This window comes from Phycicoccus sp. M110.8 (genome assembly GCF_032464895.1).
Taxonomy (GTDB): domain Bacteria; phylum Actinomycetota; class Actinomycetes; order Actinomycetales; family Dermatophilaceae; genus Pedococcus.
The window spans coordinates 2,298,568-2,321,825 of the sequence record NZ_JAWDIC010000001.1 but is presented as its reverse complement, the minus strand read 5'-3'; the positions used below and the strand labels follow the sequence as shown (position 1 = coordinate 2,321,825).

The window sequence follows — 23,258 nt, the reverse complement described above, 5'->3', positions numbered from 1 at the left end:
AACGGGCGGAGATGGCGGTCAGTGCGCCTTGTCGTAGGCCGCCTGGATCTCGGCGGAGATGCGGCCGCGGTCGCTCACCTGGTGGCCGTTCGCGCGCGCCCACTCGCGGACGTCGGCGAGGTCGCGCTTGGCGCCTGCGGACCGGCCCGAGGTGGAGCGGGCGGGGGCCCGGCGGCCCGACGCGCGGCGGGCGTGACCGACGTAGGGCGCGAGGGCGTCGCGCAGCTTGGCCGCGTTCGCGGCACTGAGGTCGATCTCGTAGGTCGTGCCGTCGAGGGCGAACGACACCGTCTCGTCGGCCTCGCTGCCGTCGAGGTCGTCCTCGAGGACGATGTTCACACGCTGGGCCATCTGGGTTCCTCTCAGGGGAAAAGGAAATCCTTACGAGAGGAAGATAGCCGGGAAAAGGACCACCGCAAAAGCGGGGTGGCGAATTCCGGGGCCTTTCTCAGTCATTTTCCTTCGGGGCCGGGGAATTCTCCGCCGCCTTTTCCCGAGATTGTTCCTTTTCGTGCTCGCGGTCCCACTGGGAATGCGCGAGGCGTTCCTTGCGGTCGCCCTCGATCATGTTCTTGACGACGACCCAGAAAAGGAATCCGACACCGGCCGACGGGATGATCGCCGCGATGTAGGGCCAGACCCCGCTCACCGCGACACCTCGGGCTTCAGGTGCGGGAACAGGATCGTCTCGCGGATGTTCGCGCCGGTGAACAGCATGATCATCCGGTCGATGCCCAGGCCCAGGCCGCCCATCGGCGGCGCGCCGTACTCCAGCGCGCGCAGGAAGTCCTCGTCGAGCTGCATCGCCTCGTGGTCGCCGCCCGCTGCCTTGATCGACTGGGCGGTGAGGACCTCGCGCTGCACGACGGGGTCGACGAGCTCGGAGAAGCCCGTGCCCCGCTCGACGCCCGCGATGATGAGGTCCCACGCCTCGATGAGGCCCGGCTTGGACCGGTGGGGACGGGCGAGCGGCTGCGCCACCGCCGGGTAGTCGCAGAGGAAGGTCGGCTGCAGCAGCGTCGGCTCGACGAGCTCGCCGAGCAGCTCGAGGAAGACCTTGTCCTTGTCCCAGGCCGGGTCGATCGCGACGTCGTGCTTCGCGGCATACCCGCTCAGCGTCTCCAGGTCGGTCTCGAGGGTGACGGTCTCGCCGAGGACCTCGCTGACCGCGTCATAGACCGGCAGCCAGCGCCACTCGGCGTCGAGGTCGACCGTGCCGCGCTCGGTCTGGACCGTGCGCGAGCCGAGCGCGTCGGCGACGCCGAGGTAGAGGTCGCGCATGAGCGCGCCGATGGTGGTCTGGTCGCCGTACGCCTGGTAGGCCTCCAGCATCGTGAACTCGGGGCTGTGGGTCGCGTCGACGCCCTCGTTGCGGAAGATGCGGCCCATCTCGTAGACGCGGTCGACGCCGCCGACGACGGCCTTCTTGAGGTTGAGCTCCAGGGCGATGCGCAGCGTCATGTCCTGGTCGAAGGCGTTCATGTGGGTGCGGAACGGCCGCGCCGCAGCGCCGCCGTGGACCAGCTGGATGATCGGCGTCTCGACCTCGAGGTAGCCCTGCCCGTCGAGGACACCGCGGATCGCCGACAGCGCGCGGGCCTTGGTTCGCACCATGTCGCGGGACTCCTGGCGCACGATGAGGTCGGCGTACCGCTGGCGGACCCGCGCCTCCTCGGACAGGTCGTGGTGCAGCACCGGCAGCGGGCGCAGCGCCTTGGAGGCCATCTGCCAGGTCTTCGCCATGACCGACAGCTCGCCGCGCTTGGAGGAGATGACCCGGCCCTCGACGAAGACGTGGTCGCCGAGGTCGACGTCGGCCTTCCACGCGGCGAGCGACTCCTCGCCGACCTCGGCCAGGCTGAGCATCACCTGCAGGCGCGTCCCGACGCCCTCCTGGAGCGTCGCGAACGCCAGCTTGCCGGTGTTGCGGATGAAGATGACGCGACCGGCGACGCCGACCAGGTCGTCGGTCTCCTCGCCGGCCTCGAGGTGGCCCCACTGCTCGCGGACCTCGCCGAGCGTGTGCGTGCGGTCGACCCACACCGGGTAGGCGTCGCGGCCCTCGGCGAGCAGGCGGTCGCGCTTGTCCCGCCGGACCTTCATCTGCTCGGGAAGGTCGGTCTCGGGGGTGGCGACGGTCGTCTGGCCGGGGGTCGAGGTCACCCGCAAAGGGTACCCAGCGCTCCTGCGCCGCCCTCATCCGCGGGTCGGGGTCAGTCCCGGGACTCGTCGACGAGGTCGAGGGCGAGGTCGAGGATCGGGCTGGAGTGCGTGAGCCCGCCCACCGACAGGTAGTCGACCCCGGTCTCGGCGTACTCGCGCGCCTCCCCCAGCGTCAGTCCGCCGGTGGCCTCGAGCTCGACCTGCTCGCCCGTGGCACGGACCGCCTCGACCGTCTCGCGCAGCAGTGCGGGCGTCATGTTGTCGCACAGCAGGAACCGCGCACCCGCCGTCACGGCCTCGACCGCCTCGGCCACGGTGGTGACCTCCACCTGCACCGGGACGTCCGGGTGGGTGGCGCGCACCGCGGCATACGCCTTGGACAGCGAGCCCGCGGCGAGCTTGTGGTTGTCCTTGATCATCGCCACGTCGAACAGGCCCATCCGCTTGTTCGTGCCGCCACCGGCGCGGACGGAGTACTTCTCCAGCGCGCGCAGGCCGGGCGTGGTCTTGCGGGTGTCGAGGACGGTGGCGCCGGTGCCCTCGAGCCGCTGGGCCCAGTCCCACGTGTGGCTGGCGACACCGGACATCCGGCACACGATGTTGAGCATGGTCCGCTCGCCGACGAGCAGGACCCGGGTCGAGCCGCGCAGCACCGCGACGACGTCGCCGGCGCCGACGAGGTCGCCGTCCTCGTGCGGGCAGTCGACCTCGAGCGGGTCGGCGCCGAGGCGGCGGGCGACCTCCTCGAACACGAGCGCGACCACCGGCGTGCCGGCCAGGACGCCGTCGGCGCGGGCGACGAGGTGCGCGGTGCTCACCTGGTCGGCGGGGATGGTGGCGTCGGTCGTGACGTCGACGCCCTGCGGGCCGAGGTCCTCCTCGAGCGCGGTGCGGACGACCGCGAGCGCGGCCTCGCGGGGGAACTGCAGGTCGGTCACGCGGGTGCCTCCGTCTGGACGGGTTCGTAGGTGGTGGTCACGACGCCGTCCCGTCCGCGGGAGGCCACGGTGTGGCCGCGCCAGCGGGCGTCGTCGAGGTCGGGGAAGTCGCCGCGCACGTGGCCGCCGCGGGTCTCCTCGCGCAGGGCCGCGACGGTGGCGAGCAGCTGACCGACGTGGAGCAGGTTGGTCGTCTCCCAGGACTGCGGCCCCGGCTCGGCGGGCCCGTCCTGCAGGGACTCCTCGGCCAGCCGGGCCAGGTCCGCGGTGGTGGAGGCGAGCGAGTCGGCGGTCCGCACGGCGCCGGCACCCGTCGTCATGGCCGTCTGCAGCCGGACGCGAGCCGTCTCGTCGAGCAGGGCGGGGGCGCCGGGGGGCCGACCGGCCTGCCCGGGAGGCACCGGCGGCAGCTCGCCCGCCGCGAGCCGCGCGGTGAGGTCGTCGGCGATGCGCGAGGCGAAGACCAGCCCCTCGAGCAGGGAGTTGGACGCGAGACGGTTGGCACCGTGCACACCGGTGCAGGAGACCTCGCCGCAGGCGTACAGGCCCTCGACCGACGTGCGGCCGTGCAGGTCCGTGCGCACGCCACCCGAGGCGTAGTGCTGGGCGGGTGCGACGGGCAGCAGGTCGGTGGCCGGGTCGAAGCCGAGCTCGCGGCACCGGGCGACGATCGAGGGGAACCGTCGCTCGAGGAACTCGCGCCCGAGGTGGCGGGCGTCGAGGTAGACGTGGTCGCTGCCGGTCTCGCGCATGCGCTGCACGATGGCCCGGGCCACCACGTCACGCGGGGCCAGGTCGGCCAGCGGGTGCAGCCCCTGCATGAAGCGCACGCCGGCGCGGTCGACGAGGACGGCACCCTCGCCGCGCACGGCCTCGGAGATGAGCGGCTGCTGCCCGCTGGCACCCGGCCCCAGCCACAGCACCGTCGGGTGGAACTGCACGAACTCGACGTCGGCCACGGCGGCACCGGCCCGCAGGGCGGCGGCGAGGCCGTCGCCGGTGGCCACCGAGGGGTTCGTCGTCGCGGCATACACCTGGCCCAGGCCGCCGGTGGCGAGGACGACGGCCCGCGCACGGGCGGCTCCGACGCCGTCGCGCTGGCCCTCGCCGATGACGTGCAGGGTGACGCCGCACGCGCGGCCGGTCGCGTCGAGCAGGAGGTCGAGGACGAGCGCGTGCTCGATGACCTCGATGCCCGGGTCGTCCTTGACCTGGTGCAGCGCGGCGATGAGCGCCCGCGAGATCTCCTTGCCGGTGGCGTCGCCGCCCGCGTGGGCGATGCGGTCGCGGTGGTGGCCGCCCTCGCGGGTCAGCTTGAGCTCACCCGCCTCGTCGAGGTCGAACTCGGCGCCGAGCGCCACGAGCTCGCGCACCCGCTGCGGGCCCTCGGTCACGAGGGCGCGCACGGCCTCCACGTCGCAGATCCCGACCCCGGCGACGAGGGTGTCGTGCAGGTGCTCCTCCGGGGAGTCGGCCGGGTCGAGGGCGGCCGCGATGCCGCCCTGCGCCCACTGCGTCGAGCCCTCCGAGAGCACCGTCTTGGTGACCAGCAGGACGTGGTCGACCCGCTGGCGCAGCCGCAGCGCGGCCGTGAGCCCGGCGATGCCCGAGCCGACGACGATGACGTCGGCCTGGGCGGTCCAGCCCGGCTGCGGGGCGCGCAGCCGGCCGGGGACGGTGAGTATGCCGTGCGGCCCGGCCGGGGCAGGGGGGCCCGGCACGTCCGCGGCCAGGTCGCTCGGCACGCCTGCCTTGACGTCGCCCGGCACGCCTGCCACGACCTCGCCCGGCACGTCGCCCGCCTCAGGCGTCATGGCCGCGGTGCGTGACGGCCGACGTGTGCAGCCCGAACCCGTCCGGCACGTCGCCGGCGTCGTGGCCGACCTCGACGATGCGGTTCTGCCGGTCCACGAAGACCACCTGCGGCTCGAAGGTCCGCGCCTCGGCGTCGTCCATCGCGGCATACGCGATGATGATGACGGTGTCCCCGGGCGAGATCAGCCGGGCAGCAGCGCCGTTGATGCACACGATGCCCGAGCCCCGCTCCCCCTCGATCGCGTAGGTGGTGAGCCGGTTGCCGTTGTCGACGTCGACCACGTCCACCTGCTCCCCCGGGAGCAGCCCGGCCGCGTCCATGAGGTCGCGGTCGATGGTGAGCGACCCGACGTAGTGCAGGTCGGCCTGCGTGACGGTCGCGCGGTGGATCTTGGCGTAGAGCATGAAGCGCTGCATGTCTGGTCCTCGGGAGGTGCCGGGCGTTGCCGCCGTCAGGCCGGTGTGGCCGAGTCGACGTCGGAGAAGACGTCGAGCGCGCCCCCACCCGGGCCGACGGAGATGGGCAGGTTGTCGATGAGCCGTGTGGTGCCGACCCGTCCGGCGACCGCCAGGAGCGCCTCGCCGCGGTACCACTCCGGGACGTCCTCCAGTGTCGTCGGGTGGACCAGGACGAGGTAGTCGATGAGGGCCAGCGGCTCGCGCACGAGCACCGCCCGGGCCGCGCGCCGCACCGCAGACGGGCCCTCCGGCGCAGCAGCGGCCCCGGCCTTCAGCGCCCTGGACAGGCAGAGGGCGACCTCGCGGTCGGTCTCGGTGAGGTAGGCGTTGCGGCTGCTCATGGCCAGGCCGTCGGGCTCGCGCACCGTCGGCACCGAGACGACCCGCACGGGGAAGTCGAGGTCACGCACCATCCGCCGGATCAGCAGCAGCTGCTGGGCGTCCTTCTGCCCGAAGTACGCGCTGTCCGCCGCGGTGAGGTGGAACAGCTTGGCGACGACGGTCAGCATCCCGTCGAAGTGGCCCGGCCGCGCCTGCCCCTCGAGGACGGTGCCGAGCGGGCCGGCCGAGATGCGCACGCCCGGGTCGCCGTCCTGGTAGACGACATCGGGCGTGGGGGCGAAGACCAGGTCGACCCCGGCGCTGCGGCAGATCTCCATGTCGGCGTCGAAGGTCCGCGGGTAGCGCGAGAGGTCCTCCTTGGGCCCGAACTGCAGCGGGTTGAGGAAGATCGTGACGATGACGTGCGCCGCCTCCTGGCGGGCCAGGCGGATCAGGGTGGCGTGGCCGTCGTGCAGGGCGCCCATCGTCATGACCACGGCGACGTCACCGTCGCCCAGCGCCGACCGGGCGGCGCGCAGCTCGTCCCGCGTCCTCGCCACGACGGGGGAGGCGAGGGTCTCGCCGGCACCACCGACAGGGGAGGTGAACCCCGTGTCGGCGCCCGCAGGGACGGTGTCGTGCGTGCTCATGGGCGCTCCTCGTCGCGCGCGAGGATCTCCAGCAGGGGCTCCGCCGCGTGGGGTCGTAGCCGTCCGGACGCCAGGGCGCGCTCGGCGGTGGCCCGCGCGAGCGCGACGTAGGTGGGACGGACGTCGGGGGTCAGGGTTCGCAGCTGTCTCAGGTGCTCGGCCACCGTACCGGCGTCGCCGCGGGCCACCGGCCCGGTGAGAGCGGCGTCACCACGGCGCAGCGTGTTGTCCAGCGCCGCCTCCACGAGCGGCCCGAGCATCCGGTCGGGCGCCTCCACGCCGGCCGCCCGCAGTGCCTGCAGCGCCTGCGAGACCAGGGTGACGAGGTGGTTGGCCCCGTGGGCGAGGGCAGCGTGGTACATCGGCCGGGCGGCCTCGTCGATCCACACCGGCTCGGACCCGACCTCCACCACCAGCGCCTCCGCGACCGCGCGCAGCGGCTCGGGGGCGGTGATGCCGAAGCAGCAGTCGACGAGCCGGTCGAGGTCGAGCGCGGTGCCGGTGAACGTCATTGCCGGGTGCAGCGCCATCCCGAGGACCGCCTGCCCGGCCGGCCCGAACACCTCCAGGCCGTGCCGCCCCGAGGTGTGCACCACGAGCTGGCCCGGCCGCCAGGCGTCCGTCGCGGCCAGGCCGGCGACCAGGTCGGCGAGCGCGTCGTCGGGGACCGCGAGGACGACGAGCTCGGACCTGCGCACCACCTCGTCCGGGGGCAGGACCGGGACGCCGGGCAGCAGCTCGGCGGCCCGCGCGAGCGACGCCTCGCTGACCGCCGACACGGCCACGACGTGGTGACCCGCGCGCGCGAGCGCGGCTCCGAGCACCGAGCCGACGCGGCCGGCGCCGACGACACCGACCGTGAGGCGGGCCGGGCGCTCGTCGCTGCTGGTCACGCGCCCCAACCTATCCCCGCCGGCAGGGCCCGCGGGCCGGGGCCCGGTCAGCGAGCAGGGGCCCGGTCAGCGGCGCGGGACAGTGTCAGCCGCGAGGGACACAGCCAGCGCGCCGGCCCGTAGGTTGGGGCCGTGCCGAAGCCCTGGTCCCTCGCGTGGCAGGACGCGCTCTACGGACCCGACGGTTTCTACCGTGCCCGCGGCGGCCCGGCCGCCCACTTCACGACCGCGACGCACGGCCCCACGGGCCGCGTCCTGGCCCGGGCCCTGCTGCGGCTGGCCGACGAGCACGGGCTCACCGGTGTCGTCGACGTGGGCTGTGGCGGCGGTGAGCTGCTCACGCACCTGTGTGCCGTGCGGCACGGCGAGCAGCCCTCGGCACCGTCGTTGCGGCTCACCGGGGTCGACGTGGGGCCCCGGCCGGACCGGCTCCCGCACGAGGTGGAGTGGCTCGTCTCCCCCGGCGGCCCCGCACTGCCCGACGAGCTGGACGACCTGCGGGACGTCCTCGTCGTGGCGCACGAGTGGCTCGACGTCGTCCCGTGCACCGTCGCGGAGGTCGACGACCGCGGATGCCTGCGCGAGCGGCTCGTCGACCCGGTCACGGGGGTCGAGTCGTGGGGCGAGCCCCTGTCCGGGGAGCAGCTGGCCTGGGCGCAGCAGCACTGGCCGGCCACCGCGACCGGCGACCGGGTGGAGGTGGGCCTGCCCCGCGACCGCGCCTGGGCCGGGCTGCTCGGGCGGGTCACGACCGGCCTGGTGGTGGCCGTCGACTACGGCCACACGGCTGCCACGCGACCCGCGCACGGCACGCTCGTGGCATACCGGAGCGGGCACCTGGTCGAGCCCGTGCCGGACGGGACCTGCGATCTCACCGCGCACGTCGCCATGGACTCGCTGGTGCACGACGAGCTCGTCGACCAGCGCACCGCACTGGCCCGGCTCGGCGTCGACGGCCGGACCCCGCCCGTCGAGCTGGCCCGCACCGACCCGGCCGGCTACCTGCAGTCGCTGCAGGAGTCGAGCGCCGCCGCCCAGCTCACCGCCCGCGGCGGCTTCGGCGACTTCCTCTGGGCGTTCAGCCGGCGGGGCTGACGACCAGCCGCTCGAACCCGCGCAGCACGAACGTCGGCCGCTGGACCGCCTCGACGAGCTCGAGCCGCGGGTGCCGGGCCAGCAGCGTGCGCAGCGAGATGGCGAGCTCGAGCCGGGCCAGCGGCGCCCCGATGCAGAAGTGGATGCCGGCGCCGAACGCCAGGTGCGGGTTCGGGTCGCGCGTGGGGTCGAACCGGTCCGGGTCGGCGAAGACCTTCGGGTCGCGGTTGGCGGCCCCGAGCAGCGCCGCGACCTTGTCCCCGGGCTCGAGCTCGACGCCCGCGACCGACGCCGGCTCCTTGGCCGTCCGCTCGAACAGGTGCAGCGGGCTGTCGTGCCGCAGGAACTCCTCGACGAGCCGCTCGACCGCCGCGTCGTCGCGTGCGTCGACGTGTGGGCGGTCCGGCGCGGTCAGCCACGAGTGCAGCCCGTTGCCGAAGCCGTTGACGCTCGCCTCGTGACCCGCGTTGAGGAGGAGGACGGCGGTCGCCACCAGCTCGTGGGCGGAGAGGCGGTCCGAGCCGTCGCGGGCCTGGACGAGGTCGGTGAGCAGGTCCTCGCCGGGCGCCTGGGCGCGGTCGGCCGCCAGCTCCTCGACGTATGCCGCGAAGGCCGCCGCCGAGTCGCGGGCCGCCTGCTCCTCGGCGGCCGTGCGGTCGACCTCGTACATGCGCACGATCGCCTGGGACCACGGCCGCAGGTGGTGCCGGTCGGCCTCCGGCACGCCGAGCAGCTCGGCGATCACGAGCACCGGCAACGGCTCGGCATACTCCTCGATCACGTCGAACGGGCCGCTGTCGGGGAGCTGCGCGAGCAGACCTGAGGCCAGCTCCTCGATGCGCGGCGCGAGCCGCTGGACGTGGCCGCGGCCGAAGGCGCCGGCCACGAGCCGGCGCAACCGGGTGTGCTTCGGCGGCTCGCTGTCGAGGATCGAGTCGGCGTGCAGCCAGTTGAAGGTGTCCCAGTCGTCCTCGGGCGTGCGCGGGCCGAAGACGCGGCCCAGGCGCCGGTCGCGCAGGACGGCGCCGGCCTCGGCGTGGCCCGTCGCCAGCCACGTGCCCATCCGGCTGTGCCAGGCGATCGGCGCCTGCTCGCGCAGGGCCGCCATCGCGGGGTACGGGTCGGCGACGACCGCCGGGTCGCCGAGGTCGAGCAGGTCGGCGGCGTCGAGCGAGGACTTCGTGGGCACGGGAGCAGCCTGCACCAGCCGGTGCGCCCGTGTCAGGCAGGGTCCGCGACCTGCACGTTTTGGGCCGATGCCGGTCCCCACGGCAGACTGGTCCGCTGCTGAACCTCGAAAGGACCCCAGTCCCCATGACCTTCCAGCACCGTGCCCGCGTGGCCGCCGGCCTCGCCGCCGTGTCCGCGCTCGCCCTCGCCGGCTGCGGCGGCTCCCCGAAGAACGCCGATGTGACCGTGACCGTCACCCCGACCGTCACCGCCAAGGCGGCCCCGGCGAAGAAGACCCCGGCACCCACGGCCACCAGCGACGTCAAGGGCCGCGCGTTCGACTACGGCACCGTCACCAAGGTGGGCACGGTGGCCGGCACGACGGTCATCGAGCTCGACCGCTGGACCTGGAAGGGCCTCGACGACGCCAAGCTCGCGCAGCAGGGCGTGCCGACGAAGCCGTTCCGCGGCAAGGTCCCGTACGAGAACCAGAACGACAAGCTCACGTACTCGATCCCGGTGGTCGACGGCGCGCGCATCCTGGTCCACCACTGCATCGCCGCCGACCAGCCGCTGCAGACCAAGTCCGCCGACGCGGCCGCGCTGGCGAGCCTGCCCGACCGGGAGAACACCGTCCTGGTCAAGCTCGACGACCAGGGCCGCCTGGTCGCCGCCGACAACATCCCCGGCTGCCCCGGCTAGCCTGCAGGCATGAGCACCACCGGCGACCAGCGCGAGCTCACCGTCGGCATGGGGGCGGGCGGCCTGGCCACCGCCGACATGGTGCTCAACATCGGCCCGCAGCACCCGGCGACCCACGGGGTGCTGCGGCTGCGGATCGTCGTCGACGGCGAGCGCATCGTCAGTGCCGACCCGATCGTCGGGTACATGCACCGCGGCGCCGAGAAGCTGTTCGAGGTGCGCGACTACCGGCAGATCGTGGTGCTCGCGAACCGGCACGACTGGCTCTCGGCGTTCGCCAACGAGCTCGGCGTGGTCCTCGGCGTCGAGCGGATGCTCGGCATGGAGGTCCCCGAGCGCGCGGTCTGGGCGCGCACCCTGCTCGCCGAGCTCAACCGGGTGCTCAACCACCTGATGTTCCTCGGCTCCTACCCGCTCGAGCTCGGCGCGATCACCCCGATCTTCTACGCGTTCCGCGAGCGCGAGGAGCTGCAGGCGGTCATGGAGGAGGCGTCCGGCGGCCGGATGCACTACATGTTCAACCGCGTGGGCGGCCTCAAGGAGGACCTGCCCGCTGGGTGGCTCGACCGGGTCGACCGTGCCGTGGCGGCGGTCCGCCGCCGACTGCCCGACCTCGAGTCGATGCTCGTGGGCAACGAGATCCTCGAAGCGCGCACGCGCGGGGTGGGCGTCCTGGCCCCGGAGACCATCGCGGCATACGGCGTCTCGGGGCCCATCGCGCGGGCGTCCGGCGTCGACGTGGACCTGCGCCGCGACGAGCCCTACCTCGCGTATGCCGAGCTGTTCGCCGAGGGCGGGCCCGGCCGGGTCGTGACCCGCACCGACGGCGACTGCCTGGCGCGGCTGGAGGTGCTGCTCGAGCAGGTGCACGTCAGCCTCGACCTGGCCGAGGCGTGCCTCGACCGGCTGCGGTCGCTCCCCCGGGGCCCGGTCAACGTCCGGCTGCCCAAGGTGCTCAAGGTCCCCGAGGGCGACCTCTACACCGCCACCGAGAACCCGCTCGGCTTCAACGGCTACTACCTGGTCTCGCGCGGCGAGAAGACGCCCTGGCGGCTCAAGCTGCGCTCGGCGTCGTTCAACAACGTGTCGGTGCTCGGCGAGGTGCTGCCCGGCAACCTCGTCTCGGACATGGTCGCCATCCTGGGCTCGATGTTCTTCGTCGTCGGCGACGTCGACAAGTAGCGCCCGCGGCCCCTCGCTTCCGCACTGCGGGCCACACAGCCCCGGACCACACCCGCCGCACCGCGGCCCGGTGGCCCGGAGTGGGGCGAGGCGCCGGGCCTGTCAGGCGTCGTCGCGGCCCTCGCGGCGGGGGCCCTCGCCCCCGTCGTCGATGCGGCACATGCGCTGCGTCAGCATGCCCGCGACCGCGAGCAGGGCGGCCGCCACGCAGACCGTGAGCAGCCGCCAGAGCGCGTCGCGGTAGCCCGGCAGGTCGACGTCGGCGATCGCGTGCGGGACCAGGCCCGCGTACCAGCCGAGGACGGCCGACCCGGTGAGCCCCGCGGCCTGCGCCAGCACCAGCGTGCGCGCGGCACGGATCGGGCTCAGCGGCTTGGTCGCCCGGCCGCGCAGGAACCTGCGCACCGGGAGCCCGGCGGCCAGAACGAGGACCGCCATGAGGACGAGCAGCACCGCCGACACCCACGAGGGGGCGGAGAGCAGGTGCCCGCGCCCGAGGTAGACCCGCCACCCGACGAACGACACGAGCCCGACGACGAGCGCGATCGCCACGAGCTGCGACCAGCGCAGCCCCGTGCCCGAGTTCACCACGGGCCCTCCAGGAGGTCGACGTCCGGCCCGGGGCGCACGCCCGAGGTGTCGAGACCGGCCACCACGTCGCCCACGCGGCGCACCTGTCCCTCGACCCGCAGGACCGCCTCGGGGTCGGCCTGCAGCCACGGCACGAGCACGAACGCCCGCTCGTGCGCCCGGGGGTGCGGGAGGGTCAGGGTGGCGGTGTCCATGACGACGTCGGTGTCGAACACCGGGTCGCCGTACTGCACGAGGTCGAGGTCGAGCGTCCGTGGGCCCCAGCGCACCTCGCGGGTGCGCCCGTGCTCGCGCTCGATGTCGTGCAGGCCGGCGAGCAGGCTGGAGGGGGCGAGGTGCGTGGTGCCCGTGACGACCGCGTTGAGGTATGCCGGCTGCTCGGGGCCGCCGACCGGGTCGGTCTCGACGAGGCGGGACACGGCCGTCACGTCGAGCAGGCCGTGCAGGGCGACCGCGGCGTCCTGCAGAGTCTCGACCGAGTCGCCGACGTTGGAGCCGAGGGCGACCACGACCGGGGTGCACCGCTCGCGGCTGACCACCACCTGCACGTCGGTGAACGGCACCCCCACCGGGGCCTCGGGCTTGTGCACGGTCACCTCGACCGCCTCGACGAGCGGGCGGGCCAGGACGCGGTCGGCGATGCGGGCCGCGAGCGCCTCGATGAGGTCCAGCGGCTCGCCCTCGACGAGGGCCACGACGTCGGCGGCGACCTCGGCGTAGTTCACGGTGTCGGCGAGGTCGTCGCTCGACCCGGCGGGCGCGAGGTCGACGTCCATCGTCACGTCGACGACGAAGACCTGCCCGTCCCGCTTCTCGAAGTCGAGCACGCCGTGGTGCCCCCGCGCCGAGATCCCCTTGAGGACGATCTGGTCGCTCATCGGGGTCCCCGCGAGGTGTCGGAGCGGCGAGGGAGCGGAGAACGTCGTGGGGTGGTGCTCATCGTGCCTCCTCGATGGCCCGGGCGATGCGCATCGCGTCGAGGGTGGACGGCACGTGGTGGACGCGCACCCCCCACGCGCCCAGCCGGGCTGCGTGCATGGACGTGGCGGCGGTCGCCACGTCGCGGTCCAGCGGTTCGCGCGGTGGGTCGCCCTCGGGCACGCCGAGCCGGCCCAGGAACGTCTTGCGCGACGTCCCGACGAGCACGGGATGGCCCAGCCCGAGGAGCTCATCGAGCCGCGCGAGCAGGGTCCAGTTGTGCGACGCCAGCTTGGCGAAGCCGAAGCCGGGGTCGAGGACGAGCCGGTCGTCCCTGACGCCCCGCGCCGTCAGTGCCTCGACCCGGGCGAGCAGCTCGTCCCGGACCTCGCCGACCACGTCCCCGTAGACCGCGCGCGACTGCATCCCCGCGCTGTGGCCGCGCCAGTGCATGACGACGAACGGCGCACCCGCGTCCGCGACGACGGCGGCCATGCCGTCGTCGGCCAGCCCCCCGCTGACGTCGTTGACCAGGGCCGCACCGGCCTCGAGCGCGGCGGCCGCGACCTGCGCCCGCATGGTGTCGACCGAGACCACCGCACCGTCCCGGGCGAGGGCCTGCACGACCGGCAGCACCCGGCGCAGCTCCTCCTCGACCGAGGGCCGCTGCGCGCCGGGCCGGGTCGACTCGCCACCGACGTCGAGCACGTCGGCACCCTGCGCGAGCAGCTCGTGGCCGTGGGCGACTGCCGCCTCCGGCTCGAACCACTGGCCACCGTCGCTGAAGGAGTCGGGCGTCACGTTGACCACGCCCATGACGACCGGCAGGCCGTCGGCGCGGTGCAGCGGCCAGCTCCCGCCCGTGGCGCTCACCTGGCCCCCACGGCCTCGCGGGCGCCGTTGAGGCGCCCCAGCTTGGGCCAGACGAGGAACGCCTCGGCCTCGAGCGAGGCGAGCGCGACCCGGGGCAGGTCGCCCGCGGCCGGGTAGACGAGGAACCGGGGCTGCCACTGCGGCTGGAACTTGGCGTTGAACCGGTACAGGCTCTCGATCTGCAGCCAGCGCGAGGCGAAGAGCAGCACCCGCCGCCACAGCCGCAGCACCGGCCCGGCACCGAGCCGCTCCCCCCGCTCGAGGGCCGAGCGGAAGGCGGCGAAGTTGAGCGACACCCGGCGCACGCCGAGCTCGGGCGCCCGCTGCAGGGCGGTGGCGATCATGAGCTCGTTGACCCCGGCCTCGGCGGTCGAGTCGCGCCGCATGACGTCGAGGGACATGCCGTCGTCGCCCCACGGGACGAACTGCAGGAACGCGCGCACGACCCCGTCGTGCCGGGCGGTCACGAACACGCACTCCGGGTCGGCGGCAGGGTCGACGAGCCGGCCGAGCGCCATCGAGAAGCCGCGCTCGGTGTCCGAGGACCGCCAGGCCGACGCGTCCTTCATCGCCTCGTCGCGCACCGCCGGGTCCACGTCGCGCACCCGGGTGACGTCCACGGCATACCCGGCGCGCTCGATCCGGCCCACCATCTGGCGCACGTTGCGCATGGGCCGGCCCTGGAGGGTGAACGTGGTCGTGTCGACGACGGCCTCGTCGCCGAGCTCGAGGGCCGTGAAGCCGGTCTCGCGGACCCACACGGTGCCGGCCTGCTCGGAGCAGCCGAGGACCGCGGGGGTCCACGCGTGGCTGCGCGCCTCCTCGAGGAAGGCCTCGATCGCGCCGGGCCACGCCTCCGGGTCGCCGAGCGGGTCGCCGCTGGCGAGCATGACGCCGCTGACGACGCGGTAGGCGACCCCGGCCTTGCCGGTGGGCGACCAGACGACGGACTTGTCGCGCCGGGTGTTGAAGTACGCGAGGGAGTCGGCGTGCCGCTGCATGAGCAGGCGCAGCCGGGCGTCGTCGTCGTCGGTGAGCTCGGGGCGCGGCTCCGCCGGGCGCAGCGCGAGGTAGACCGTCGTGAACGCGGTCATGAGGCCGAGGGCGAGCAGCAGGGACCCGACGATGTCCTCGGCGCGGGAGTGGGTGAACTGCAGCGGCCCGCTGACCCCGACGGCTCCGTAGAGCAGCTCGCGCACGAGGTCGGGGAAGGACGGGAAGCCGCCCACGATGTGGCGGCGGTTCATCCAGATCGCGACGGTCCCGGCCAGGAACGACACGGTCCCCAGGACGAGGAAGGCGCGGACCGCGCGCCACCGGGTGCTCGGGTCACCGAGGGCGAAGAACTCGCGCCGGTTGCGCACGAGCAGCGCCAGCGCCCCCAGCGAGACCAGGGTGGAGACCGGCTCGACCTTGGCAGCGTGCAGCACGACCGAGATCCCGAGGAGGGCGACCGCGGCACGCCACGCCCGCCGCTTGCGCCGCTTGAGCGAGTGCCCGAGGACGAGCAGCAGGACGCCCGACACGACGGTCGCGGCAGCGGCGGCGTCGGACAGGGCCCCGGGCAGCACCTCGGTCAGCTCGAGCAGCCGGTGCCGCCAGCTGTGCAGCAGCCCGGTGAGCAGGTCGAGCAGCCCGATGAGGTACGTGAGGTTGCCCAGGAGGGCCGGGGCCTTGCTGGCGCTGAGGAAGCCGGGGAGCCGGGGGGTGGTGGTGTGGGTGCTCTCGCGACCGCTCACCGCTTGCCCCCGAGCAGGAGCGACATCGCCTCTGCCCGCGTGGCGGGGTCGCGCAGCTGGCCACGCACGGCCGACGTGATGGTGCGGGAGCCGGGCTTGCGGATGCCGCGCATCGACATGCACAGGTGCTCGCACTCGACGACGACGATGACGCCCTGGGCGCCGAGGTAGGTGACGAGGGCGTCGGCCACCTGGGTGGTGAGCCGCTCCTGCACCTGGGGACGCCGGGCGTACATCTCCACGAGGCGCGCCAGCTTGGACAGGCCGGTGACGCGGCCGTCCTTGGCCGGGATGTACCCGACGTGGGCGACCCCGTGGAACGGCACGAGGTGGTGCTCGCACATGGAGTACACCTCGATGTCGCGCACGAGGATCATCTCCTCGTGCTCGATCTCGAAGGTCTTGCTCAGGACCGCCGCCGGGTCGAGCGCGAGGCCGGCGAAGAACTCGCCGTACGCGCGCGCGACCCGAGCGGGGGTCTCCACGAGGCCCTCGCGGTCCGGGTCCTCACCGATGGCGATGAGCAGCTCGCGGACCGCGGCCTCGGCACGGGCCTGGTCGACCACGTGCCGTGGCGTGTCTGGGGACATCGGACCGGCGCCTCAGTGCTGCCCGGGACCCGGGTCGACCGGGTCGTTGCCGGGCGTCTCGATGATCTGCGTGGGCGGGTGCTCCTCGGCCGACTTGACCGCCCCGGCCTCGGCGGCCCGGTCGATCGCGGCGGCCGTGTGCCGGTCGCTGCCGGCGGACTCGAGGCCACCGCTGCCGTTCTGCGCGGCCCGCTCGGCCGGGGTCAGCACGGGCGGCTGGTCCGACAGGAACCGGGTCTCGCTGGACAGCCAGGTCGGGCGCAGCGGGCGCTTGCGCACCGGCTGGAACAGCTCGGCGAGCTCCTTGGCGTTGAGCGTCTCGTGCTCGAGCAGCTCCAGCACCAGGTGGTCGAGGATGTCGCGGTTGTCGTTGATGACGTGCCACGCTTCGTCGTGCGCGTTCTCGATGAGCTTGCGCACCTCCTCGTCGACGACGCTGGCGATCTCCTCGGAGTAGTCGCGCTCGTGGCCCATGTCGCGGCCGAGGAAGACCTCGCCCTGGCTCTGGCCCAGCTTGATCGCGCCGATCCGCTCGCTCATGCCGTACTCGGTGACCATCTTGCGGGCCATGCCGGTGGCCTTCTCGATGTCGTTGGCCGCACCGGTGGTCGGGTCGTGGAACACGACCTCCTCGGCGACGCGGCCACCGAGGGCGTACGCGAGCTGGTCGAGGATCTCGTTGCGGGTGGTGGAGTACTTGTCGTCGGTCGGCATGACCATCGTGTACCCGAGGGCCCGGCCGCGCGGCAGGATCGTCACCTTGGTGACCGGGTCGAGGTGGTTCATCGCCGCGGCGACGAGGGCGTGTCCACCCTCGTGGTACGCCGTGATCTTGCGCTCCTTGGCGGACATGATCCGGGTGCGCTTCTGCGGACCGGCGATGACGCGGTCGATGGCCTCGTCGAGGGCGTGGTCGTCGATGAGCTTCTTGTCGCTGCGCGCCGTGAGCAGGGCGGCCTCGTTGAGGACGTTGGCCAGGTCGGCACCGGTGAAGCCGGGGGTGCGACGGGCGACGGCGAGCAGGTCGACGCCGGTGGCCATCGGCTTGCCCTGGGCGTGCACCTCGAGGATCCGGTGGCGGCCGATCATGTCGGGCGCCTCGACCGCGATCTGGCGGTCGAACCGGCCCGGGCGCAGCAGCGCCGGGTCGAGGATGTCGGGGCGGTTGGTCGCCGCGATGAGGATGACGTTGGTCTTGACGTCGAAGCCGTCCATCTCGACGAGCAGCTGGTTGAGCGTCTGCTCGCGCTCGTCGTGGCCACCGCCGAGGCCGGCGCCGCGGTGGCGGCCGACGGCGTCGATCTCGTCGACGAAGACGATGGCAGGGGCGTTGGCCTTGGCCTGCTCGAACAGGTCGCGGACGCGGGAGGCGCCGACACCGACGAACATCTCGACGAAGTCCGAGCCTGAGATCGAGTAGAACGGGACGCCGGCCTCACCGGCGACCGCGCGGGCGAGCAGGGTCTTGCCGGTGCCGGGCGGCCCGTAGAGCAGGACGCCCTTGGGGATCTTGGCGCCGACCGCGAGGAACTTGGCGGGCTCGGACAGGAACTCCTTGATCTCGTGGAGCTCCTCGACCGCCTCGTCGACGCCTGCGACGTCGGCGAAGGTGACCTTGGGCGTGTCCTTGGTCGCGAGCTTGGCGCGGGACTTGCCGAACTGCATGACGCGCGAGCCGCCGCCCTGCATCTGGTTCATGAGGAACCAGAAGATCGCCAGCAGGATGATGATCGGCAGCAGCGACCCGAGCAGGGCCAGGACCGGGTTGGTGTCCTTGATCTGCTGGTCGACGCCGCCGGGCGGCGGGTTGTCCTTGAGCAGCTGGATGATGCCGGGGCCGGCGGCGTCGACGTACTGGGTGCGGACCTTGGTCGCGTCCTTGACGTTCTTGCCGTCGGAGTAGGTCTGCCCCTTCTTGAGGTCGATGTCGACGACCTCGTTGTTGGTGACGACGACGCGCTCGACCTTCTTGTCGGAGATGAGCTGCTGCGCGGCCGAGGTGTCGATCCGGGTGTAGCCACCCGCATCGCTGAAGCTGAACACCGTCAGGGTGATCGCGACGACGGCCACGACCCAGAACAACGGGGCTCGAAGGATGCGCTTGAAGTCCATGTGTGTAGCGGGGCCGGCGGCCCCGTGCCTCCTGCTCGGTCACGCTTCGTGCCGTCACCCTGCTGGGCGCGGCGTCACCACGACGGTACTACGCGGTACCCCCGTGGTTCGTGCTGGTCAACGACCTGGATGGCGGCGGTGTTCCGACGTCCGGCACGCGTCCACGGTGCGTTCGCCTCAGGCGTACACGTGCGGGGCGAGGGTCCCCACGACCCGCAGGTTGCGGTACTGCTCGGCGTAGTCGAGGCCGTAGCCGACGACGAACTCGTTGGGGATGTCGAAGCCCACCCACTTGACGTCGATCTCCACCTTGGCCGCGTCGGGCTTGCGCAGCAGGGTGCAGATCTCCACCGAGGCCGGCGAGCGGGACTCGAGGTTCGAGCGGATCCACGACAGGGTCAGGCCGGAGTCGACGATGTCCTCGACGATGAGGACGTGCTTGCCCGAGATGTCGGTGTCGAGGTCCTTGAGGATCCGCACGACGCCGGAGGACTTGGTGCCCGAGCCGTAGGACGAGACGGCCATCCAGTCGACGGGGGCGGTCCCGGGCAGCGCGCGGGACAGGTCGGCCATCACCATGACGGCGCCCTTGAGCACCCCCACGAGGAGCAGGTCCTTGTCCTGGTACTCGGCCCAGATCTCCGCGGCCAGCTCCTCGAGCCGGGCCTGGATCTCCTCCTCGGTGATGAGGACCTTCTCCAGATCTGCTCCCATGTGGGCAGCGTCCACGGCTCTTCTCCTGGGGTGTCAGCGACGCGGGTGTCGTGCGGGATGTCGTGCGGGGATGCCCGGCCTATTCAACCGGAGCCGGCGCGGCGATGGATACCCGACCACCGGATCGGGTGACCTGCAGCGGTCCGGGCGCGCTCAGGGGGCCCTGCCCGTGCCAGTCGGTGACCAGCGCGTCGCACGCGTCGGTGTGCCGGCTGCCGAGCTGGCCGGCCGGGGCACCGGCGGCCAGGAGCAGGCGCCGCCACACGCGCGTGCGCACGGGCCGGGCGAGGGCGGCGAGCGCGGCGACGTCCCACGGGCCGGGGCCCAACCGCGCCACGGCCTCGTCGGCGAGGCCGTCGAGCAGGTCGGCGTCCTCGCGCAGCTGGTCGGCCGACCGCGCCAGCGCGGCGGCCACCCCCGGTCCCAGGTCCCGCTCGAGGTCCACGAGGGCGCGCCGCGCGCGCACCCGGGTGTATGCCGGGTCGGCGTTCATCGGGTCCTCCCACCACCGCAGCCCCTCGGCGCCGCAGGACGCCCGGGTCTGCTCCCGCGTCACGCCCAGGAGGGGACGTCGCAGGAGGCCGCGGGCACGCGGCATACCGGCGAGGGAACGGGCGCCGGCACCGCGGGTGAGGCCGAGGAGCACCTGCTCCGCCTGGTCGTCCAGGGTGTGGCCGAGCAGCACCAGCCGCGCGCCCTCCCGCGCCGCGGCCTTGGCGAGGGCGTCGTACCGGGCCGCGCGGGCGGCGGCCTCCACGCCCTCGCGGCCGCGGGGGACCTCCACCCGCACCCACGAGACCGGGGCCAGCCCGAGGGCCTCGCAGGCTGCCGCGGCCTGCCGCGCCACCTCCGCGGAGCCCGGCTGCAGGGCGTGGTCGACGACGACCGCTCCCCCGCGCACGCCCAGCCTCGGCGCCTCGAACGCGAGCGCCGCGGCGAGGGCGAGGGAGTCCGCCCCGCCGCTCACCGCTGCCAGGACGACGTCGCCCGGGTCGCACTCGGCGAGCACCCCCCGGACGGCGAGGCGGACCGCGGCGGTGGCCGGGTGCGGGCCGCTCACGACGCGGTCAGGCGTGGACGCGGGCGACCCATGCGGCCGGCTCGTCGATCTCCTCCGGACGCGGGAGCGTCTCGGGGGACTCCCAGATCCGGTTGAAGCCCTCGACCCCGACCGAGTCGACGACCCCACGGACGAAGGCCGCGCCGTCGCGGTACTGGCGCATCTTCGCCTCGAGTCCGAGCAGGCGGCGCAGGAGCTTGTCGACGGCGCCTGCGCCCTTGCGCCGGGCGTCGAAGCGGCTGCGGATGTGCGCGACCGACGGGATGACCTGGGGGCCGACCTCGTCCATGACGACGTCGGCGTGCCCCTCGAGCAGCGACATGACCGCGGTGACCTCCGCCAGCGCGCGGCGCTGCTCCGGCGTGGCGACGAGGTCGACCAGGCCCGTGCCGCCGGCCCGCACGGCGTCGGGCAGCGAGGAGGCCAGCCGCGACAGGGTCTCCTGCAGCGACTCGGGGTCGGGCACGAGGTCGACGGCCAGCGAGCGCACCCGCTCGACCATGTGGTCGCGCAGCCACGGCACGGCGGTGAACTGCACGCGGTGGGTCTCCTCGTGCATGCAGACCCAGAGCCGGAAGTCGTGCGGGTCGAGGCCGAGCTCGCGCTCGACCTGGACGATGTTGGGCGCGACGAGCATGAGCGCGGGGGTGCCGTCGGGGGCGAGGTCGTACTGGCCGAGCACCTTGCCCGCCATGAAGGCGAGCAGCGCTCCTGCCTCGCCCCCGCTGACCTTGCCGGTGATGGCCCGGGCGGTCTCCCCCGGCGTGCGCTTCTGCGAGGCGGCGATCTTGACCATCACCGGGTCCATGAGCGCGGCCATCGAGTCGGCGTTGAGGCTGATCCACGTCGAGCGGTCGACCACGACCGGTGCCGGGGCGTCACCGGGGGCGTGCAGCCGCGCGGTCTCGGCCACGGGGCCCTGCGCGCGGGCGGCGCTGGCGCGCACGGAGGCGACGACGTCCGCGGCCTCGCCGGGCGTGACCCGGGGGCCTGCGGCCACGAGCCGCCGACCGGTCGCCTTGGCGAACTCCCAGTCGACGTACCGCGTCGTCGGTGTCTGCACGTCCATCCCCTCACCGTAGTCGTGGGTGCGCCACCCGGCCGGTGCGCTCCGCGGCGGCCGCGCGTCTGCTCAGCGACAGCCGCAGGTGGCCAGCCGCGCCACGAAGCGGTCCAACGCGGCTCGCGCCTCCAGCGTTCCGACGCCGCCGGGCAGCCCGTCGGCGAGCACGACGTACGACAGCACGCGGCCGTCGGCGTCGATGACGGTGCCGGCGATCGCGCTCGCCCCGGTGAGGGTGCCGGTCTTGGCCCGGGCCAGGCCGGCGACCACGTGGGTCGTCCTCGTCGTGAACCGGTCGTGCAGGGTGCCGGTGAGCCCGGCGACCGGCAGCTGGGCCACGACGTCCTGCATCCCCGGCACCGAGCCGTCGGCTCCGCGCTGCAGGACGTCGGAGATCACCCGGGGAGGAATCGCCTGGCCCGAGGTGAGGCCGCAGGTGTCCTTGAGCGTCACGCCGCTGAGGTCGACCCCGAGGTCGGTGACGGTCTTGCGGACGAACGCGACGGCGGCGGCAAAGGTCGCCGGGCTCCCGGCCTTGACCGCGGCCTGCCGCGCGAGGCCCTCGGTGAGCGCGTTGTCGCTGTCGCCGAGGGCGAGCGCGAGGACGTCGCCGATGGGGGCCGACTCGACCAGGGCCAGCTCACCGGCGCCCTCGGGCACGGGCGTCGCCCACGTCGACTCGGGGGCGAGCTTCGCCGTCAGGCCGACCTTGGCGAGGGCGGCCACGAACGCCGCGGCGGTCGCGGCCTCCGGGTCCCGCGGCGCGGGCTTGTACGGGACGGCCCGCTGGCCGGCCAGGCCGATCATGCTCACCCCACCGGTGAACCCGGCCCTGACGTCCGCCTGGCTCCAGCCCGGCGCCCAGCGGGCCCCTCGGGCGTAGGAGGTGTCGAGGCGCAGCGTGACGCTGGTGGTGCCACTGGGCTGCAGCGCCGCGGCCACCTGCTCGGCGAGGTCGGCCAGCCCGGCCCGGCCCTCCACCGCGGCGGGATCTCCCTTGCCCCTCGCGAGCATGGTGTCGCCGCCGGCCACGAGCACGAGGTCCTGCGGCGTGGCCCCCTGCACGACCCGGGTCGCCATCGTCGCCCTGGTGTCCAGCGTCGTGGAGACCGCCAGGGCGGTGAGGAGCTTGGCCGTCGAGGCGGGGACCCGCGCCCGGTCGGCGTCCTTGGCGTACAGCGTCTGCCCGGTGAAGGCGTCGCGGACGACGACCCCGGGTCGACCGCCGAGCCCCGGGTCGGCCACGGCTGCGGCCACGGTGCGGGCGACGCCGGTCGCGGCCGGGATGGGGGCGTCGGCCGAGGCCGGCGGGAGCGGCTGCGCCGCGGCGTCGACGGTCGGGACGGTGACCGCGGGTCCGGTCGGCGCCGGGGTCGTGGCCGTCGGCACGGGTGTGGGCCGGTCCCGGGTGAGGACGCCGGGCACGACGTCGAACACGTCGAGCGTCGCGTAGCCCACGAGCAGGACGAGCACAGCCGCGAGAGCTGCCAGGACCCGCCGCACTCGACCCCCTTGGCTCTCGACTTGCACCATGCGGAACACTTGGGCGCGAGCCTAGGTCATCCACCTGGTGGCAAAGAGGAAAGGGGCCAGCGTCGTGGAGTTCGACGTCACCATCGAGATCCCGCAGGGAGCTCGCAACAAGTACGAGGTCGACCACGCGACGGGCCGCATCCGCCTGGACCGGCTGCTGTTCACGTCCACCCGCTACCCGGCCGACTACGGCTACGTCGAGGACTCCCTCGGCGAGGACAGCGACCCGCTCGACGCGCTGGTGCTCCTCGAGGAGCCGACGTGGCCCGGCTGCCTCGTGCGCGCCAGGCCGATCGGCATGTTCCACATGCGGGACGAGGCCGGCGGCGACGACAAGATCCTGTGCGTCCCGGCCGGTGACCCGCGCCAGGCGCACATCACCGAGCTCGAGCACATCAACGAGTTCGACCGCCTGGAGATCCAGCACTTCTTCGAGACCTACAAGGACCTCGAGCCGGGCAAGTCGGTCGAGGGCGCGCACTGGGCCGGTCGCGAGGCGGCCGAGCAGTGCGTCCGCGAGGCGATGAAGCGCGCGACCGACGCCGGCTTCACCACCGCCCGCTGGACGCTGCCCGGGCACACCGCCCAGAGCGAGGCCCGTCCCGTCACGGACTGAGCGGTCCGCAGCCACCGCAAAACGGCGGTTGCTCGACGACCCGCGGGATCGTGACCCGCGG

The 23,258-nt window shown here is 73.7% G+C and carries 23 protein-coding genes; 4 read left to right on the top strand and 19 right to left on the bottom strand.

Going from position 1 to position 23,258, the window contains the following annotated elements; translation table 11 throughout:
- Positions 1-18: 18 nt before the first annotated feature.
- The 8 genes from RKE38_RS10985 to RKE38_RS10950 all read right to left on the bottom strand — a co-directional run bounded on the left by RKE38_RS10985 (position 19) and on the right by RKE38_RS10950 (position 7,239).
- Positions 19-351 (bottom strand): Lsr2 family protein, encoded by a 333-nt coding sequence (locus RKE38_RS10985; RefSeq protein ID WP_316007460.1) that lies wholly within the window; start codon positions 349-351, stop codon positions 19-21.
- A gap of 97 nt (positions 352-448) precedes the next feature.
- Positions 449-649, bottom strand: a complete 201-nt coding sequence (locus RKE38_RS10980) for a hypothetical protein (RefSeq protein WP_316007459.1) — start codon at positions 647-649, stop codon at positions 449-451.
- Positions 646-2,103: a lysine--tRNA ligase gene (gene lysS / locus RKE38_RS10975; protein WP_316007636.1), complete on the bottom strand. Its 1,458-nt coding sequence runs from the start codon at positions 2,101-2,103 to the stop codon at positions 646-648. Before lysS ends, RKE38_RS10980 begins: the two co-directional genes overlap by 4 nt.
- A gap of 110 nt (positions 2,104-2,213) precedes the next feature.
- Positions 2,214-3,101, bottom strand: coding sequence for a carboxylating nicotinate-nucleotide diphosphorylase (gene nadC, locus RKE38_RS10970; RefSeq protein WP_316007458.1), 888 nt, complete (start codon positions 3,099-3,101; stop codon positions 2,214-2,216).
- A complete protein-coding gene (locus RKE38_RS10965) occupies positions 3,098-4,915 on the bottom strand; it encodes an L-aspartate oxidase (protein ID WP_316007457.1) in 1,818 nt (605 codons plus the stop codon). The genes nadC and RKE38_RS10965 overlap by 4 nt, the downstream gene beginning before the upstream one ends.
- Positions 4,905-5,333, bottom strand: a complete 429-nt coding sequence (gene panD, locus RKE38_RS10960) for an aspartate 1-decarboxylase (protein ID WP_316007456.1) — start codon at positions 5,331-5,333, stop codon at positions 4,905-4,907. Before panD ends, RKE38_RS10965 begins: the two co-directional genes overlap by 11 nt.
- Before the next feature lie 35 nt (positions 5,334-5,368).
- A complete protein-coding gene (gene panC, locus RKE38_RS10955) occupies positions 5,369-6,346 on the bottom strand; it encodes a pantoate--beta-alanine ligase (RefSeq protein WP_316007455.1) in 978 nt (325 codons plus the stop codon).
- On the bottom strand, positions 6,343-7,239 hold the full coding sequence (locus tag RKE38_RS10950; protein WP_410055442.1) for a Rossmann-like and DUF2520 domain-containing protein: 897 nt from the start codon (positions 7,237-7,239) through the stop codon (positions 6,343-6,345). The genes panC and RKE38_RS10950 overlap by 4 nt, the downstream gene beginning before the upstream one ends.
- A 132-nt stretch (positions 7,240-7,371) precedes the next feature.
- Between RKE38_RS10950 and RKE38_RS10945 the strand changes: the two genes are divergently transcribed.
- Positions 7,372-8,334 (top strand): SAM-dependent methyltransferase, encoded by a 963-nt coding sequence (locus tag RKE38_RS10945; RefSeq protein WP_316007453.1) that lies wholly within the window; start codon positions 7,372-7,374, stop codon positions 8,332-8,334.
- Here RKE38_RS10945 and RKE38_RS10940 read toward each other — a convergent pair.
- A complete protein-coding gene (locus tag RKE38_RS10940; RefSeq protein WP_316007452.1) occupies positions 8,318-9,523 on the bottom strand; it encodes a cytochrome P450 in 1,206 nt (401 codons plus the stop codon). The two genes, RKE38_RS10945 and RKE38_RS10940, sit on opposite strands and share 17 nt — an antisense overlap.
- Positions 9,524-9,648: 125 nt before the next feature.
- On the opposite strand from RKE38_RS10940, the gene RKE38_RS10935 reads away from it, so the two are divergent.
- Both RKE38_RS10935 and RKE38_RS10930 read left to right on the top strand, forming a co-directional pair.
- Positions 9,649-10,206: a hypothetical protein gene (locus RKE38_RS10935; protein ID WP_316007451.1), complete on the top strand. Its 558-nt coding sequence runs from the start codon at positions 9,649-9,651 to the stop codon at positions 10,204-10,206.
- Positions 10,207-10,215: 9 nt separating this feature from the next.
- The gene (locus RKE38_RS10930; RefSeq protein WP_316007450.1) at positions 10,216-11,388 is read left to right on the top strand and encodes an NADH-quinone oxidoreductase subunit D; all 1,173 of its coding nucleotides are present in this window, start codon (positions 10,216-10,218) and stop codon (positions 11,386-11,388) included.
- Positions 11,389-11,490: 102 nt separating this feature from the next.
- On the opposite strand, the gene RKE38_RS10925 is transcribed toward RKE38_RS10930, so the two are convergent.
- The 10 genes from RKE38_RS10925 to RKE38_RS10880 form a co-directional block, all read right to left on the bottom strand.
- Positions 11,491-11,976 (bottom strand): DUF3180 domain-containing protein, encoded by a 486-nt coding sequence (locus RKE38_RS10925; RefSeq protein ID WP_316007449.1) that lies wholly within the window; start codon positions 11,974-11,976, stop codon positions 11,491-11,493.
- Positions 11,973-12,857, bottom strand: coding sequence for a 2-amino-4-hydroxy-6-hydroxymethyldihydropteridine diphosphokinase (folK, locus tag RKE38_RS10920; protein ID WP_316007448.1), 885 nt, complete (start codon positions 12,855-12,857; stop codon positions 11,973-11,975). The genes RKE38_RS10925 and folK overlap by 4 nt, the downstream gene beginning before the upstream one ends.
- A gap of 58 nt (positions 12,858-12,915) precedes the next feature.
- Entirely contained in the window at positions 12,916-13,713 is a 798-nt protein-coding gene (gene folP, locus RKE38_RS10915; protein WP_316007635.1) for a dihydropteroate synthase, read from the bottom strand.
- Positions 13,714-13,766: 53 nt separating this feature from the next.
- On the bottom strand, positions 13,767-15,509 hold the full coding sequence (locus RKE38_RS10910; protein ID WP_316007447.1) for a phosphatidylglycerol lysyltransferase domain-containing protein: 1,743 nt from the start codon (positions 15,507-15,509) through the stop codon (positions 13,767-13,769).
- Positions 15,506-16,099, bottom strand: coding sequence for a GTP cyclohydrolase I FolE (folE, locus tag RKE38_RS10905; protein ID WP_316007446.1), 594 nt, complete (start codon positions 16,097-16,099; stop codon positions 15,506-15,508). The genes RKE38_RS10910 and folE overlap by 4 nt, the downstream gene beginning before the upstream one ends.
- A gap of 12 nt (positions 16,100-16,111) precedes the next feature.
- Positions 16,112-18,211, bottom strand: a complete 2,100-nt coding sequence (ftsH, locus tag RKE38_RS10900) for an ATP-dependent zinc metalloprotease FtsH (protein WP_316007445.1) — start codon at positions 18,209-18,211, stop codon at positions 16,112-16,114.
- A 177-nt stretch (positions 18,212-18,388) separates the two neighbouring features.
- Complete coding sequence (gene hpt, locus RKE38_RS10895) at positions 18,389-18,925, bottom strand: hypoxanthine phosphoribosyltransferase (RefSeq protein ID WP_410055441.1); 537 nt, start codon at positions 18,923-18,925, stop codon at positions 18,389-18,391.
- A gap of 79 nt (positions 18,926-19,004) precedes the next feature.
- Positions 19,005-19,985: a tRNA lysidine(34) synthetase TilS gene (gene tilS, locus RKE38_RS10890; protein WP_316007443.1), complete on the bottom strand. Its 981-nt coding sequence runs from the start codon at positions 19,983-19,985 to the stop codon at positions 19,005-19,007.
- Positions 19,986-19,992: 7 nt separating this feature from the next.
- The gene (locus RKE38_RS10885; RefSeq protein ID WP_316007442.1) at positions 19,993-21,054 is read right to left on the bottom strand and encodes a zinc-dependent metalloprotease; all 1,062 of its coding nucleotides are present in this window, start codon (positions 21,052-21,054) and stop codon (positions 19,993-19,995) included.
- Positions 21,055-21,117: 63 nt separating this feature from the next.
- Positions 21,118-22,551, bottom strand: a complete 1,434-nt coding sequence (locus tag RKE38_RS10880) for a D-alanyl-D-alanine carboxypeptidase/D-alanyl-D-alanine-endopeptidase (RefSeq protein WP_316007441.1) — start codon at positions 22,549-22,551, stop codon at positions 21,118-21,120.
- 94 nt (positions 22,552-22,645) lie between these two features.
- Between RKE38_RS10880 and RKE38_RS10875 the strand changes: the two genes are divergently transcribed.
- Positions 22,646-23,197, top strand: a complete 552-nt coding sequence (locus RKE38_RS10875) for an inorganic diphosphatase (RefSeq protein WP_316007440.1) — start codon at positions 22,646-22,648, stop codon at positions 23,195-23,197.
- Positions 23,198-23,258 lie beyond the last annotated feature (61 nt).